The sequence below is a fragment of the Pseudomonas sp. JL2 genome (genome assembly GCF_031570495.1).
Lineage (GTDB): Bacteria > Pseudomonadota > Gammaproteobacteria > Pseudomonadales > Pseudomonadaceae > Aquipseudomonas > Aquipseudomonas rhizophila.
Genome location: NZ_JAKUDH010000007.1, coordinates 55,695 through 71,652 on the forward strand (window position 1 = coordinate 55,695; position 15,958 = coordinate 71,652).

At 61.0% G+C, this 15,958-nt stretch carries 9 protein-coding genes; 6 read left to right on the plus strand and 3 right to left on the minus strand.

The genetic code is table 11. The features are described 5' to 3' along the window. Positions 1-4: 4 nt before the first annotated feature. From MKS85_RS11910 to MKS85_RS11920, 3 genes are all read right to left on the minus strand, one after another. On the minus strand, positions 5-1,570 hold the full coding sequence (locus MKS85_RS11910) for an MFS transporter (RefSeq protein WP_139050505.1): 1,566 nt from the start codon (positions 1,568-1,570) through the stop codon (positions 5-7). Beyond that, positions 1,567-3,132, minus strand: a complete 1,566-nt coding sequence (locus MKS85_RS11915; protein WP_139050504.1) for an efflux transporter outer membrane subunit — start codon at positions 3,130-3,132, stop codon at positions 1,567-1,569. Before MKS85_RS11915 ends, MKS85_RS11910 begins: the two co-directional genes overlap by 4 nt. A gap of 199 nt (positions 3,133-3,331) precedes the next feature. Next, positions 3,332-3,709, minus strand: coding sequence for a response regulator transcription factor (locus MKS85_RS11920; RefSeq protein WP_107321664.1), 378 nt, complete (start codon positions 3,707-3,709; stop codon positions 3,332-3,334). A gap of 493 nt (positions 3,710-4,202) precedes the next feature. On the opposite strand from MKS85_RS11920, the gene MKS85_RS11925 reads away from it, so the two are divergent. The 6 genes from MKS85_RS11925 to MKS85_RS11950 all read left to right on the plus strand — a co-directional run bounded on the left by MKS85_RS11925 (position 4,203) and on the right by MKS85_RS11950 (position 15,910). After that, positions 4,203-9,671 (plus strand): AAA family ATPase, encoded by a 5,469-nt coding sequence (locus MKS85_RS11925; protein WP_310662898.1) that lies wholly within the window; start codon positions 4,203-4,205, stop codon positions 9,669-9,671. A 178-nt stretch (positions 9,672-9,849) separates the two neighbouring features. Next, a complete protein-coding gene (locus tag MKS85_RS11930; RefSeq protein WP_139050502.1) occupies positions 9,850-10,458 on the plus strand; it encodes a lecithin retinol acyltransferase family protein in 609 nt (202 codons plus the stop codon). A gap of 92 nt (positions 10,459-10,550) precedes the next feature. Then, positions 10,551-11,201 (plus strand): response regulator transcription factor, encoded by a 651-nt coding sequence (locus tag MKS85_RS11935; RefSeq protein WP_139050501.1) that lies wholly within the window; start codon positions 10,551-10,553, stop codon positions 11,199-11,201. 272 nt (positions 11,202-11,473) lie between these two features. Then, a complete protein-coding gene (locus MKS85_RS11940) occupies positions 11,474-13,195 on the plus strand; it encodes a type I secretion system permease/ATPase (protein ID WP_076385254.1) in 1,722 nt (573 codons plus the stop codon). After that, positions 13,188-14,558 carry an HlyD family type I secretion periplasmic adaptor subunit gene (locus MKS85_RS11945; RefSeq protein WP_310662899.1) on the plus strand — a complete coding sequence of 457 codons (1,371 nt, stop codon included), beginning with the start codon at positions 13,188-13,190 and terminating at the stop codon, positions 14,556-14,558. Before MKS85_RS11940 ends, MKS85_RS11945 begins: the two co-directional genes overlap by 8 nt. A 2-nt stretch (positions 14,559-14,560) precedes the next feature. Beyond that, complete coding sequence (locus MKS85_RS11950; RefSeq protein WP_076385252.1) at positions 14,561-15,910, plus strand: TolC family outer membrane protein; 1,350 nt, start codon at positions 14,561-14,563, stop codon at positions 15,908-15,910. Positions 15,911-15,958: the final 48 nt, after the last annotated feature.

The window sequence follows — 15,958 nt, forward strand, 5'->3', positions numbered from 1 at the left end:
TGGGTTACCCGTGTGAGGAGGAAGGTGACGGGGCTACTTGCGTGACAGGCGGGGGGATGCAGGTCAGCCGCAGCACGAGAGGAATCAGCAACAGCGCGAGCAAACCCAGTACGCGATAGGCGTCGGCGATCGACAGCACCAGCGCCTGCTGGCTGATGATGCCCATCAGCTGTGCCGGCTCAGGCGCAACCGCAGAGATGTTGCTGACCAGGGCGGTTTGGTCCAGCAACATTTCCCCATGGAAACGACTGCGCACGGTGATCAGTTGGGTGACCGCCGCCGCGCCGATCAGCGAGCCGAAGGCGCGTAGCGTATTGATGGTGCCGGACACATAAGGTCCTTCGGAGGGCTGTACCACGCTGGTGATCAGGAACAGCATCGACACCACCGCCATCGGTTGCCCAAGGGCTTGCAGTGTTTGCGCCAGGACGAACTGGTCGCGATTCCATTCGCTGGTCAACTGCGCGCCGCACAGACACGCCAGCGCGATCAGCAGCAGCCCCAACGCGAATACCACGCGGGCATCAACCCACTTCTGGTACAGCAGCATTGCCACCAACGGCCCAAGGATCAGTTGTGGCAGCGCGACGATCAGGCCGATGGACGCCATCTGCAACGGTCGATACTGCTGAAGCGGGGTGAGATAGCTTGCCGGTAACAGTGAACTGGACATCAACACTACCAGCAGGGAAACGAACAGTGTGCAGCCCAGTCCCAGGTTGCGGCGTCCCAGGATTTGCAACTTGATGAACGGTGAAGGGTGATACCACTCGCTCACCAGGTAGATAGCCAACAGGGCCAGGCCAGCCACTAGCGATGAGATGATCAACGGCGAATGAAACCAGTCCAGCCGTACACCTTGATCCAGGGCGATGGCAATCAGGCCGAGCGCCGGTACACCGCAAGCCATGCCGAACCAGTTGGCCTGTGGAAAACGGTGCTGCTGGATGGATTCCTTCGGCAGGCCCCAGGCGATCAGGCATCCCGCGATGAGCGCCAGGGGAATGATTTGCCAATACACCCACCGCCAATCATTCAGACCATCGGTCCAGTGTCCGGTCAACCAGATGGACAGATTGGGCGCGAAGGTCGCGGTCATCGCATACAGCGCCAAACCATATAGGCGGATGGGCGGTGGCAGGAATTTCAGGGCCGCCATCATCAGCAACGGAATCGTCGTGCCGCTGGCAATGCCTTGCACAAAACGCAAGGCCAGCAGCAGGTCCAGGTTATGGATCAAGGGCAGGATTGCCGCCAGCAGTGCACAGATGCCGAGCATCCACAGTTCCAGGCGTCGTACTGAAAGGGTAATGGCGAACCAGGCTGAAAAGGGCATGGCAATCAACTCCCCGGCACTGTACGCCGTGGTTAACCACGAGCCGTCGTCGAAGCCCAGGCCCATGGCCCCCCTGATGTCAGCCAACGCCAATGCGCCGACCCGGATATTCAACCCAGCCATCATCGCGGCGATGAAAATCCCCAGCAGACCCACCAGCGGACGTTTTGAAGGCGTGGCCTGGGGGGCTATGCTGGCCGTGACGGTTGCTGGCAACAATGTGGCGCTATTCATGGGGCGGCCCTTGAGCGAGCTGAGCGAGGCGAGACACGGACCAGCGGGTCATCCGATGAAGACGCGGGCGACTCATCGATGCTCGCTTGCGGCGTGCTCTGCAGTGTCGCCGCCTCCCAACCACCCCCCAGCGACTTGTAGAGATTGACCACGGTGAGGGTGGCGTCGGTTGCGCTGGCATTGAGGCGGGTCTGACTGGCAAGCAGGTTGAGTTGCGCGGTCAGCACGCTCAGATAGTCGGCTGCACCTTGTTCATAGCCTCGTTCGGCGGCACGTAATGCCTGCCGGTTCTGTTCATAGGAAACCAGCAAATCCTCGTGCTGGCGCTGTTGGGCAGCCCAGGCATCCAGGGCATTGTCCACCTCGTGCCAGGCTCGCAATACGGTTTGCCGATAGGTGATCGCCGCCGTTCTTTGCCGTGATTCGTTCAAGGCCAGGCGTTGCGTCAATCGTCCGCCCTGGAAGATCGGCAAGTAGACCGTCGGGCCGATGGAAAAAACACGGGAGTCCCAACTGGAGAGATCACCGCTTTCGAAGGCTTCCACGCCGATTCGACCTTTGAGCCCGATACGCGGGTAAAAGTCAGCCTTGGCGACACCGATGGCTGCGGTAGCGGCATGCAGCTGCGCTTCGGCGCGCTGGATGTCGGGGCGTCGGTGAGCCAATTCGGAAGAGACGCCAACCGGAACGTGGGTTGGAAGCGACGGCAAGGGCATGGCTTGACGCAGTTGTACATCCAGTGCGCGGGGCTGCTCTCCCAGCAGCAACGCCAGTGCGTTCATCTGTGCATTGCGGTGTTGGGTCAGTTCGGGAACCGTGGCCTTGATTGTCGCCAATTGCGCGCGAGCGGACGAGGTTTCGAAGCGCGTGGCAACACCATTGCGCTCACGGCTTTCGGCAAGCCCCAGCGTGCGCTCGGCAATCGTCAGGTTTTGCTGGGCGATGTCCAGTTGCGCCTGGGTTCCGCGCAATTGCAAATAAGTTCTGGCCACTTCGGCGGACAAGGCTACCTGTGCGGCTTCGCGATCATGGATGGTGGCTTGCAGGGTCGCCGCAGCGCCCTCGCGCCCGCGTTGCGCTCGGCCCCAAAGGTCGATTTCCCAACTGGCATCGAAGCCTAGTTGCCAGAAATTGCCGGGGCCCACAGGCGCACCCAGCGCGGCGAACTTGCCATGTTCGCTGAGCCTCTCACGGGCGTAGCTGGCGTTGGCATCCACGCTGGGTAACAGGCGCGAAGAGGCGATGCCCAGTTGCGCTCGGCTTTGTTCAATGCGTTCGCCGGCTATCTGTAAATCAAGATTGCCCGCTTGGGCACGCGATTGCAGTTGGGCGAGTAACGTGTCGTTGAACAGCAACCACCATTGGGAGGGCACTGCCGCATCGGACATGGGGGCGACAATCGCGTGTTCTGGCCGCGGTGCCAGCTCTACGGCCCTCAGCCCGCTTTCCGGTTTCATGAAGTCGGGGCCTGCCGTACAACCGGCCAGGGACAACACGCCAAGCGTTGCGATTGCGCTCGTGAACTTCAGGATGCGTGGGGGTGACTCTCTGAAAGCCGACATTGCCTGTTCCTGAAAGGTTGCAGCGTTGCCCGGCGAGCGTGCGCCATGGCGTCGATAAATCTTCGGCAGCGACATGCTCGCTGTGAATTCATGTTATTGACGCGGGCGTGCAGGCGCACTTCTACATGGGTTCAGCAAAGCCATACCTCAGTGGCGGGGAGATATACGAAGGTATGGTGAGGCGAGGGGCTTACTGGGATCAGTGCCGTTGCAGCACAGCAGTTTCGATGCAGCCTAACAATCGGCCGGCTTCACAGGGTTTGGGCAGGCAGGCAACCAGTCCCGGTGTGTCGGCACCCAGGTGCGGGTAAGCGGTAATGAATATGGTGGGGATCTGAAAACCCATCGCGTTCAGTTTTTCGTGCAACTGCACACCGCTCATTCCCGGCATCTGGATATCGGAAATCAGGCAGTGCGTCTCTGCGAGGGTGTTGGCGTCGAGGAACGCCAGGGCGTTGCGATAGGTTTGGACTTGATAGCCGCTGGAGCGCAACAAGCCTTCCAGAGCTGTCCGAACGGATTCGTCATCATCCACGACGGCTATCGTCGCGGTATTGCGTTTTGGGGTGTCGTGCATAGTGGGTCGCTCGTGACAGCGCCTGTCGTCATTACACGATACGCGGTCTCGAAGGGCGCAAAAGTATACCTACGTATAGCGTGTTAAGACTAAAGGCTCGACGTTGGCCTGATTCGTTCACTCACGGTCGGCGGCGCGTAACCCAGGGGATACTTGCACTGTACCCGGGTACAACTGACCTCGGCTGGTTGCCTGCGTAGACTGGCGCCCATCGCCGGGTGCAGATTCGCCACCGCCGGTCTGCGCGCATTGCCGATTAATCCGCTGTCGCTCAATGAAATCACTTGAAGGGCTTTGATGAGGCGCTAATCTAGGCTTTGACAACACGACCCGTTCTGGATCCCGGTACAGCCTCATCAACGGTCCTCCAGCCAAGCCACGGAAGCCGCCCCACGCGACGACATCGGCACTTGCGATATGACACAGGACGACAGCCCAACGGCAGCGTGCGGCCTATAACACAACTGATTGATCCGTGCCGATGGATAACCACATGCAAGTATTATGGGACGATGGCGAGCGAATTTTCTGTCGCGAATCACGACTGGGCGTAGAGGGCGATCGCAACGTCCTGATAGCGCGGCCTGCCGCCGAACAACCGCCTCCCGGCTGTATTGACCGTCTGGCTCATGAGTTTAGTCTCAAGGATGAACTGAACAGTAGCTGGTCGGTGCGGCCTCTGGAAATGGTGCGCGACGGCACCCGAATGCAGTTGGTGCTCGAGGATCCAGGGGGCGAACCGCTTGTGCAGTTGCTCAACGTCCCCATGGACACGGCAATCTTTTTACCCCTCGCCGTGAGCATCGCCTCGGCGCTGGGCAAGCTCCACCAGTGCGGCCTCGTCCATAAGGACATCAAGCCCAGCCATATCCTGGTGAACTGCACCGACGGGCAAGCCCGGCTTACCGGCTTTGGTCTTGCCTCGCGGCTGCCGCGGGAGCGGCAGGCGCCCGAGACCCTGGCCGGTACGCTCGCCTATATGGCACCGGAGCAGACCGGCAGGATGAATCGCTCGATCGATTCGCGCTGTGATCTCTATTCTTTCGGCGTCACGCTGTACCAGATGTTGACCGCCTCGTTGCCGTTCACGGCAGCCGATCCGATGGAGTGGGTACACTGCCATATCGCCAAAAAGCCCTTGTCACCCCGCGAACGGGTCGCCTCTGTTCCCCAAATGCTTTCTCGGATCGTCATGAAGCTGCTCGCCAAGACCGCCGAGGAACGTTACCAGACGGCCGCCAGTGTCGAGCATGATCTGCGACGGTGCCTGGCAGACTGGCAGCAGTTGTGCCAGATCAATGTCTTCGTCCTGGGCGAGCAGGGGGCATCCGAGCGGCTGCTGATTCCGGAAAAGCTCTACGGGCGTGAGCGTGAGGTCGCTACCCTGGTTGCGGCGTTCTCCCGGGTCGTTGAAAGCAGTGCACCGGAGCTGGTGCTGGTCACGGGTTACTCCGGTATTGGCAAGTCCTCGGTGGTCAATGAGCTGCACAAGGTGCTGGTGCCGCCACGAGGGCTTTTTGCCAGTGGCAAGTTCGATCAGTATCGGCGTGACGTTCCCTATTCAACGCTGGTGCAGGCTTTTCAGAGCCTGGTGCGCACGCTGTTGGGCAAGAACGACACGGAACTGGCGAGCTGGCGTGACGCTTTGCTGCAAGCGCTGGCTGCCAATGCGCGGCTGATGACCGATCTCATTCCCGAGCTCAAGCTGATCATCGGTGAGCCACCGCCGGTGCCGCCGCTTGATCCTCAACAGGAGCAACGCCGTTTTCTTCTGGTGTTCCGGCATTTTATTGGTGTATTTGCCTGCCAGGAGCATCCGCTGGCGCTGTTTCTCGACGATCTGCAATGGCTCGACGCTGCCACGCTCGATCTGCTGGCGGATCTGTTGACCAGTTCGGACGTGCGGCATTTGATGCTGGTAGGGGCATACCGCAGCAACGAGGTGGACGCCTCGCATCCGTTGACTGCCAAACTCGAGGCCATTCGCCGCGCAGGTGGCAAGATCGGTGAGATCTCGCTGGCGCCGCTGGGCAAAGTTCATGTCGAGCAACTGATCGGCGATGCGCTTCATGACGAACCTGAACGCATCGAGCCCTTGGCGCAGTTGGTTCTGGATAAAACCGCCGGCAACCCGTTCTTTGTGATCCAGTTTCTGCAAGCATTGGCCGATGAGCAACTGCTGACTTTCGATCATGAAACTCGGCAGTGGTGGTGGGACCCCGATCGTATTCATGCCAAGGGCTACACGGACAACATTGTGGACTTGATGGTTGGCAAACTGGTTCGCTTGCCGAGCGAAACGCAAGATGCGTTGCAGCAGCTTGCCTGCCTGGGCAGCGTCGCCGGGTTCAAGGCGCTGTCCACCGCTCTGGGCGTGCCCAAGGCTCAGGTCCGCGCGCTTTTTTGGGAGGCGACTCGCCAGGAACTGGTCGAGCGGCGCGACGGTGGTTATGGGTTTGTTCACGATCGTATTCACGAGGCCGCTTACACACTGATCCCCGCCGACTTGCGCGCCGCTGCTCACTTGCGTATCGGTCGGCTGCTGGTGGCGCAAACGTCCGCTCAGGAGCGCGAGGAAGCGATTTTCGAGATCGTCGGCCAGCTTAATCGCGGCGCTGCGTTGCTCACTGACCAGGACGAGCGAGAGCAACTGGCGGCGTTCAACCTGATGGCCGGTCAACGGGCCAAGGCGTCGACAGCCTTTGCTTCAGCGCTCAACTACCTCACCGCCGGGGCGCAGATGCTGGGCGACGATGCCTGGGGGGCTCGCCATGAGTTGATCTTCGCCCTGGAACTCAACAGGGCCGAGTGCGAGTTTCTCTCCGGGCAACTGAGTGTCGCGGACGAGCGCCTGAGTGCGCTGGCCAAGCGTGCTGTGACGGTGATCGAACGCGCCAGCGTCGCTTGTCTGCTAATGGACGTCTACCTGCTTCTGGATCGCAGTGACGGTGCGGTCGCTGTCTGTCTCGACTACCTGCGACATGTGGGGATCGTATGGTCGGCCCATCCGAGCGACGATGACGTGCGCCACGAGTATGATCGAATCGGGACTTTGCTGGGAGAACGGACCATTGAGGAGCTTATCGATTTGCCTCTGATGGAAGACGCGACCGCCCTGGCGACCCTCGACGCGCTGGGCAAGCTCTTCGCGCCAGCCTTGCAGAGCGAAGCGAACCTGGCGGACCTGTTGATCTGCAAGGCGGTCAACCTGAGTCTTGAGCATGGCAACTGCGATGCGTCCTGTGTGCTCTATGCCAATTTGTTCAGGGTCGCTGGTAGACGTTTCGGTGATTACCAAGTGGGTTTGCGGTTTGGTCAGCTGGGCTGCGAACTCGTCGAAAAGCGCGGTCTGACGCGATTCGAGGCCAGCACGTACTTGTGCTTTTCCTGCTTTGCCGTGCGCTGGATGAAGCCTGTGGAGCAGTGCCGAGACCTGTTGCGCCGCTCGTTTGTGGCGGCGAACCGGATCGGTGATCTGCCCTATGGCGCCTACGCGGGCAACAACCTCACCGCTGATCTGCTCTTCGCCGGTGAGCCGCTGGCCGGTGTACAGGACGAGGCCGAACGCGGCCTGGCCTATGCCAGGAAGGTGCGCTTCGGGCTGGTGACCGATTTCATCCTCACGCAACTGGCGTTGATCCGGATGCTGCGAGGGTTGACCCGCGGCTTCGGCCGCCTGGATGGCGGCCCGTCAAACGAAATCGACACCGAAGCCCACTTGTCCAGCAACCCGGATCTGGTATTGGCTGAGTGTCTGTACTGGGTCCGAAAACTGCAGGCCCGCTATCTGGCCGACGATCCTGTATCGGCCCTTGAGGCGGCCACCAAAGCGCAGCGTTTGCTCTGGGTTTGCCAGGCGTTCTTCGAGGAAGCCGAATATCATTTCTATGGCGCCCTGGCGCGGGCCGCCTGCTGTGACAGCGCCCCAATGGATGAGCAGAGGCAGTATCTGGTCGCGATGGCCGCCGATCACCGCCAGCTCCAGACCTGGGCGCAGCAGTGCCCGGAGAACTTCGCGAGTCGCGCCGCGCTGGTCGGCGCCGAAATTGCCCGGGTCGAAGGGCGCGTGATCGACGCCGAGCTACTCTACGAGCAGGCCATCGACGCCGCGCAGCAGAGCGGTTTCGTGCATATCGAGGCGCTGGCCAATGAACTGGCGTCGCGCTTCTACGCGGCGCGCGGCTTTGCCAAGATCGCTCGCGTCTATCTGCAGGACGCCCGTTACGGTTACCTGCGCTGGGGGGCCGAGGGCAAGGTGCGACATCTGGAGAGCAAGTACCCGTCGTTGAGCACTGAAGAACCTGCGCTTGGGCCGACGACGATGACGACTCTCGTCGACCACCTTGATCTGGCCACGGTTCTCAAGGTCTCCCAAGCCGTGTCGGGAGAAATCGTCCTGGAGAAGCTGATCGACAGGATCATGTTCACGGCGATTGAACAGGCTGGTGCCGAGCGTGGGCTGCTGATTCTCCCGGATGGCGGTGAGTACCGGGTAGCGGCGCAGGTCACCACCGGCGGCGACACCACACAATTGCACGACGTTGCGGTGAGCGCGACGCTGTTGCCAGAGTCGATCCTTTATCACGTCCTGCGCACCCAAGAGACCGTTTTTCTTGATGATGCGCTGGTTGCCGGGACGTTTGCCGAAGATCCTTACATCCGTCAGCAACAAGCTCGTTCTATTCTCTGTCTGCCCTTGATGAATCAGGCCAAGCTCGTCGGCGCGCTCTACCTGGAAAACAACCTTGCCGCCCGCGTGTTCAGCCCGACCCGGATCGCCGTGTTGAAACTGGTGGCTTCCCGGGCGGCAATCTCGTTGGAAAATGCCCGGCTTTACCGCGAGGTCGCCGAACGCGAAGCGAAGATCCGGCGCCTGGTGGACGCCAATATCATCGGGATTCTGTTCTGGAATGCCGAGGGCGACATCATTGAGGCCAATGATGCGTTCCTGCGCATGGTGGGCTATGCGCGAGAGGACCTCACCACGGGCCGTCTGCGCTGGAGAGACCTGACCGTACCGGAGTTTCTCGAACTCAGCGAGCGCTCGTTGGCCCAGGCGCTGCTGACCGGGCAAGCCAGTCCCTATGAGAAGGAATATTTCAGGAAGGATGGCAGCCGCGTGCCGGTCATCGTCGGGCTGGTGACGTTCGAAGCCAGCAGCAGGGAAGGGGTCGCCTTCGTGCTGGACCTGACCGAGCGCAAGCTGGCGGAGGAAAAAATCCGTGAGAGCGAGCGTCGCTATCGCGAGGTGCAAACCGAACTGGCCCACGCGAACCGCGTCGCGACTATGGGGCAGTTGGTTGCCTCGATCGCCCACGAAGTCAATCAGCCGATCGCTGCGGCCATTCTCAACGCTGATGCCGCGCTGCGCTGGTTGAACGCCCAACCACCGGAGATCGAGGAGGTCCGGCAGGTCCTTGGTCGCCTGATCGTCGATGCCAATCGAGCGGCGGATGTGCTTGGCCGCATTCGCGGGCATATCCGCAAGGCGCCGCCGCAGAAGGGGTTGGTGGATATTAACGCTGCGATCAGCGAGATGATCGAATTTACCCGCAGTCAGATCATCAAGAGCGGTGCTTCAATACAGACGCAATTGATGGGCGGTATGCCTTTTATCGAAGGCGACCGTGTCGAGCTGCAGCAGGTGTTGCTCAACCTGATCATGAATGCGTTGGAGGCGATGAGTGCTGTCGGCGAAGGTGAACGGCAGTTGCTGATCCGCGCGGCGCCGGGCGATGGTGGAAACGTGGTCGTGAGTGTGAGCGATTCAGGGCCAGGTTTCGCCTCGCAGAGTACCGATCTGGTTTTCACTTCGTTCTATACCACCAAGCCCACCGGTCTGGGGTTGGGATTGTCAATCTGTCGTTCGATCATCGAGGCCCACGGCGGTTGCCTGCGGGCGCACGCAAACCAGCCTCGGGGCGCCACTGTGCAATTCACGCTGCCCATCGCTCAGCAATGAAGGCCATACCCAGCTTTGTCAGCGCCAACATTGGGCTGACAACGGCCTGCCTAACAGGTTATTCATACTTAGGTTTAAAGACCGTATATAAAGAGGTCACTTAAACCAATCGCATGTACAAATGAAGCGCCGCCAGCCCCGCGATAGAGTACCGGTCAAGGGTTGCGGAGTATTCAACATGAATCATTTAACGCTCAACACCGTTGATAAGTTGTCCTCGCTACGCTCGTTAGTACTGATTGGCATGGCACTGTTAACGACGAGCGTTTTCTACCGCTTGAGTGTGCCGCTGCCTGAACGTCATCTGTGTTCCGCAGCCCGTTACGGCAGCAATCTGCCTGGGCGCATGGTAGATGTCCCGTTGAAGCTGGTCGATATCGAGAGGTCCGCAGACAGCATACCCGTCGGTGCGCATTTGATCAGTCCGCGCCGATTCTATATCCACCATGGAATTTATCTGGGCGGCGGAGAGGTGGCTCATTACTCGGGTTTCAGCAGCTCGTTTAGATCGGGTCCTATCGAAGTGACTGATCTGGAACACTTCGCTCTGGGCAAGCCGGTCTGGCGGTTTCAAGAGCAATGCAACTATTCCAGCCGTGAGATCGTTGATCGGGCGCGTTCAAGACTCGGTGAAAACCGCTATCGGGTGTTCTCCAATAACTGCGAACACTTTTGCAGTTGGTGCATCAGTGGAGAAAGTTACAGCGCCCAAGTCAGTGCTTACTTGCGTCGACCCCGAGATGTATTGGCGTTGATTGATGCATTGAAACCACACTTTATTGCATAGTTTATTGCTCTCCGAGCGCACCCGCCGGGGCGAACTCTGCAAGCAAAAACGCTGTGCTACACTTTTTTCGTCCCCTCCCAAGAGGATCGTGCATGAATGGCAATCCCTCGTCAGATGAGCCGGGCAGCCAGGGTTCTGTTGTGTTTGTGGTGGATGACGATGCCTCCATGCGTGAGGCGTTAAGTAATCTTTTGCGCTCCGTCGGCATCCGTGTCGAGACGTTCGCCTCCACGACGGAGTTTCTGCGTCAACCCAGGACAGCGGGCCCCAGTTGCCTGGTGCTGGATGTCCGGCTCCAAGGCAGCAGTGGCCTGGATTTCCAGAGCCAGTTGGCCGCCTCCAACGCCAGTATCCCCATCATTTTCATTACCGGTCACGGTGACATCGAAATGTCGGTCAAGGCCATGAAGGCCGGCGCCGTGGATTTCCTGGCCAAACCCTTTCGCGAACAGGATCTGCTGGACGCTGTAACTGCCGCGCTTGAGGCCGACGTTCGGCGGCGCGAGATCGAACAGCAGTTTGCGGACCTGCACAGTCGCTATGCAACGTTGACCACCCGCGAAAAAGAGGTGATGGCCCTGGCCGCCAAGGGCCTGATGAACAAGCAGATTGCCGGGCAGATGAACCTCAGCGAAATCACCGTGAAAATCCACCGCGCCCATGCCATGAAAAAAATGCAAGCCAAGTCTTTCGCCGACCTCGTTCGGATGGCCGAGTCTTTGGGTACCGCGCAAGGTCATTGACCTGCGCCAGCGCATCCCCCCCTTCGGTGCCGGTTCAAGATCACACGCCGTCTGTCTTGATTGCCCCATCTTGCCCGTATTGAGGTGAAAACACCGGCCCCACGCTGGCACTAACCCGTGGTTACGTTGTCAGTACTTGGCGTCTGTAGCGGCGAGGATCGACCCAGATAGCTGCACGTCAGCGACATGACGCACTTTTTTTGACGCCTTCGGGCAAATAACTCGCGATGGATTGCGCCGGGACCGACTATTCCTTTGCGGGTTGATTCTCTATGCGCTTTCTACTCGATCCGCGTCATGACATTGATGCTGCCTTATTAAGTTACCGCCGGGTGTTCTGGTCGCTGGCGCTGTTCAGCGGCGTGATCAATCTGTTGGTGCTGGTGCCATCGCTGTACATGATGCAGGTGTACGACCGGGTCCTGACCAGCCGCAACGAAACCACCCTGTTCATGCTGACCTTGATCGCCCTGGCGCTGTTTCTGTTCAGCGCCCTGATCGAGTGGGTTCGCGGCGAGGTGATGATTCGCATGAGTGCGGGGCTGGACGACGCCTTGGGTGAGCGAATTTTCGACGCCGCCTTCGCCCGCAGCCTGCGCGAGCACAACGCCAACCCGGCCCAGGTGCTCACTGATTTGGCGACGTTGCGCCAGTTGATCACCGGCCAGGGTCTGATCGCTTTGCTGGACGCGCCGTGGTTGCCGATCTTCCTGCTGGTGGCGTTTATTTTTCACCCTTGGTTCGGGGTGTTGACCCTGGTGCTCGCCCTGGTGCTGATCGGCCTGGCGTTGTGGGGTGAGCTGGCGACTCGCGCCCGGTTGGGGGAAGCCAATCGCCTGGGGGTGCAGTCGTCTGTCTATGTCAACAGCACGCTCCACAATGCCGAGGTCATTCAGGCGCTGGGCATGCTCGGGCCGTTGCGCCAGCGCTGGAGCCTGCTGCAACAACGCATCATTGCCGCGCAGGCCCACGCCAGTGACCGTGGTGCCCGTATTACTTCTGCAACCCGTTTCGTGCGCATATCGGGACAGTCGCTGGCCCTGGGCCTGGGGGCGTTGCTGGTGCTCGAGGGGCAGATGTCGGCGGGCATGATGATCGCCATGTCGCTGCTGCTGGGCCGCGCCCTGGCACCGGTGGAGATTGCCATCGGCTCCTGGAAACAATTCAACGCCGGACGCCAGAGCTATCAGCGTCTGAGCCAGCTACTTACCCAGCACCCCCGCGAGCGCCTGCGCATGCCCTTGCCGCCGCCCACCGGCGCGGTGCGCCTGGAGCAACTGTATGTCGGCCCGCCCGGCGCCTCGCAACCGATTGTGCGCGGGATCAATTTCAGCCTGGCCAAGGGCGAAGTGCTTGCCGTAGTCGGTCCCAGCGCCAGTGGCAAGTCGACGCTGGCCAGGGCGCTGGTCGGGGTATGGCCGGCCATCGGCGGTTCGGTGCGCCTGGATGACGCCGAGATCAGCCAGTGGTCCCATGATGCCCTGGGCCCGTACCTGGGTTACTTGCCCCAGGACATCGAGCTGTTCGATGGCAGCGTTGCCGACAACATCGCCCGCTTCGGCGAGCAGGATGCCGACAAAATCATTGCCGCCGCTCGTCACGCCGGCATTCACGAGATGATCCTCAGATTCCCCAAAGGTTATGACACGCCACTGGGCCCCGGTGGGCTGGGTTTGTCTGGCGGGCAGAAGCAACGCCTGGGCCTGGCCCGGGCACTTTACGGGCGCCCGTCGCTGATTGTGCTCGACGAGCCCAACTCCAACCTCGATGAAGCAGGTGAGCTGGCGCTGGTACAAGCGATCAATGCGCTCAAGGCCGCCGGCAGTACCGTGGTGCTGATCACCCATCGACCCAATGTGCTGGCGGTGGTCGATCACATCCTGGTACTCAAGGACGGCGCCCAACAAGCCTTCGGCCCACGGGACCGGGTGCTCAAGGCATTGATGCCGGGGCCCAGGCCCGCTGCGGTGAGGGAGGCTGGCGAAGATGCGTGATCTGACCCCGGCTGCATCGGCGCACAGCGAGCAGCAACTGAGCGTGCTCGACGCCAATACCCTGCCCAGCGCCAGTACTGATGCCAGAGGTGCTGCGCGGTATGGTGTGGGCTTCCTGGTCCTGACGCTGGGAGGCTTTTTGCTCTGGGCCTTCCTGGCACCCCTCGACCAGGGTGTCGTGGGCAGTGGCACCGTGGTGGTGGCGGGCGAGCGCAAGGCAGTGCAGTCGTTGGTCGGCGGGGTAGTGGACCAACTGCTGGTCAGCGATGGCGATCGAGTCAACCAGGGGCAGTTGCTGGTGCAGCTCAATACCGTGCAGGCGCAGTCGCAACTGGACGTGACCCTGGGCAAGTTGCTCAACGATCGCAGCATTGAAGCGCGGTTGATTGCCGAGCGTCTGGGCAGCGCCGAGATTCAGTGGCCGGCTGAACTGCTGGCGCGCGCCGACGAGCCGCGGGTCAAGGCCGCCATGGCCTTGCAAAACCAGTTGTTTCTGACCCGCCGCGCGGAGCTGGGCAGCCGTTTGCAGATCATCGAACACGAGGTCGCGGCGCTGCAGCAGCAATTGCAGGGCTATGAAGGCGTCAAGCGTAACTACGACGCGCAGATGCGCTTTCAGCAACAGGAGCTCGAAGGCCTGCGCGAGCTGGCCCGTGAGGGTTATGTTCCGCGCAACAAACTCTTCGAGGCCGAGCGCAACGCCGCCCAACTGGCCGGCCAGATTGCCTCCGGCGTGGGCGATGTCGGGCGGACCCGCCAGGCCATCAACGAAAGCAGGCTCAAGGCGTTGCAAGTGCAGCAGGAGTTTCGTCGCGATGCTGAAACCCAGCTCAGCGAGGTCTCTGCCGAGGCAGCCGGTTATGCCGATCAGATGCGTGCCTTGCAGTTTGAAGTCGACAACGGTGCTATCCGTGCGCCGGTGGCCGGGCAGGTCATGGACGTGAGCCTGCATACCGTCGGCGGCGTGGCCCAGGCCGGACAAACCCTGATGCAGGTGGTACCGCTGGATGCGCCAATGGCGATTACCGCGCGTTTCGAGCCGTTGATGGCCAACAAGTTGCGTCCGGGGTTGCCGGTGCATGTGCATTTCACCGCGCTGCAACGGGTGGATACACCGACGGTGACCGGCACCGTAAGTACGGTGTCGGCCGACCAGTTGATCGATGAACAGACGCACTTGCCGTACTTCTCTGCCAAGGTCGAGATTCCCGCCGACACGGTCGCCTCGTTGCAGGCCGCCGGGTTGTGGGTGCGTCCGGGCATGCTGGCCGATGTGACGGTGGTCACGGGGGAGCGCACCTTCATGAATTACCTGATGAAACCGTTGCGCGAACGCTTGCTGGCAGCCTTCAAAGAGGAATGAGCATGATCGACCGATGCCGTTACAGCGCTCGCGTGCTGCTGAGCCTGTGCTCCAGTTGGGCGATGCTCAATGTCGCCTGGGCCGCCGACGGTGGCCTGAGCCTGACCGCGGCGTACGATGCCTCCCGCCTCAACGACCCGACTTTGCAGTCAGCCACCCATGCTTATGATGCCTCGCGGCAGGAAGAAGCGATTGGCCGTGGCGGCCTCTATCCGCAAGTGTCGCTGACTTCGCGTTATGGCCGCGGTGGGCGGACCGATGGCGGTGACGACAGCGGCTACGTCAACAGCAACGATTACCAGGCCAACAACGTCACCCTGGCGGCGCAGCAAGCGCTCTACGACAAGGCGCGCTGGGCGGCGTATCAGGAAGGCAAGGCACGAGGGCAACTGGGCAGCCAGCTTTTCGACGTCGCCGGCCAGACGCTGTTCGACCGGGTTGCCAAGGGCTACTTCGACGTCGCCCGGGCGGAAAACGAGATCAAGTTGATCGCCCAGCAAAAAGCCGCCATCCACGGGTTGGTCATCCAGAGCAAAAAACTCTTCGAGGGTGGCCAGGGCGCGATCACCGATATCGATGAAGCCCAGGCGCGGCTTGATCTGGTCGAGGCCCAGGAGGCCGAAGCCGAGGCTCGTCGCGTGGCCGCGCTGCGGGCGTTGTCCGGTCGTGCCAATGTACCCATCGATGACATTGCGCCGATGCGCGAGGAGCTTGCCGCCGGCAGCCCGATCCCACCCGAGCAGGATCTGCCGTACTGGACGGCGATTGCCCGCGAGGCCAGCCCCGAGCTGGCGGCCCGGCTGGCGGCGGTGAAAGTGGCCGAGGCCCAGGCCGACAGCCAGCGCGCCGGGCATTATCCGACCTTGGCACTGACCACTCAGTTGACTCGCCGGGAAACCCGCCAGTACCAGGAACTTGACCCGCGCCAGGACACCTATTACGTGGGGCTGCAGTTGGATATTCCGTTGTATCGCGGTGGGGCGGTGCGAGCGTCGGTGGCCAAGGCCCAGGCGCAACTGGCCGGTGCGCAGTCGGACTATGACGTGCAACGCCAGCAGTTGGCCGAGACGATCGAAACCGATTACCTGGGCGTGGTGGCCGGCTTCGCCAAAAGCAAGGCGATGCAGCGCGCAGTGGAGTCCAACCAGCGGGCACTGGCTTCGACGGAAAAAGGCTTCCAGGGCGGTGTGCGCTCAACGGTGGACATCCTTGATGCGCAACAACGGTTATTCCAGGCCCGTCGGGACCTGCTCAACACCAAGCTGGACATGCTGCAAAGCTATGTGAGCCTGCATACCCACACCGGCCAGATGAACCGCGCAGTCCTGGAGCAGGTGCAAAGCCTGTTTTGAGGTGCGTAGGGGCTGCACTTTTAACGTTGCAACGCACTCCTGCGGCCA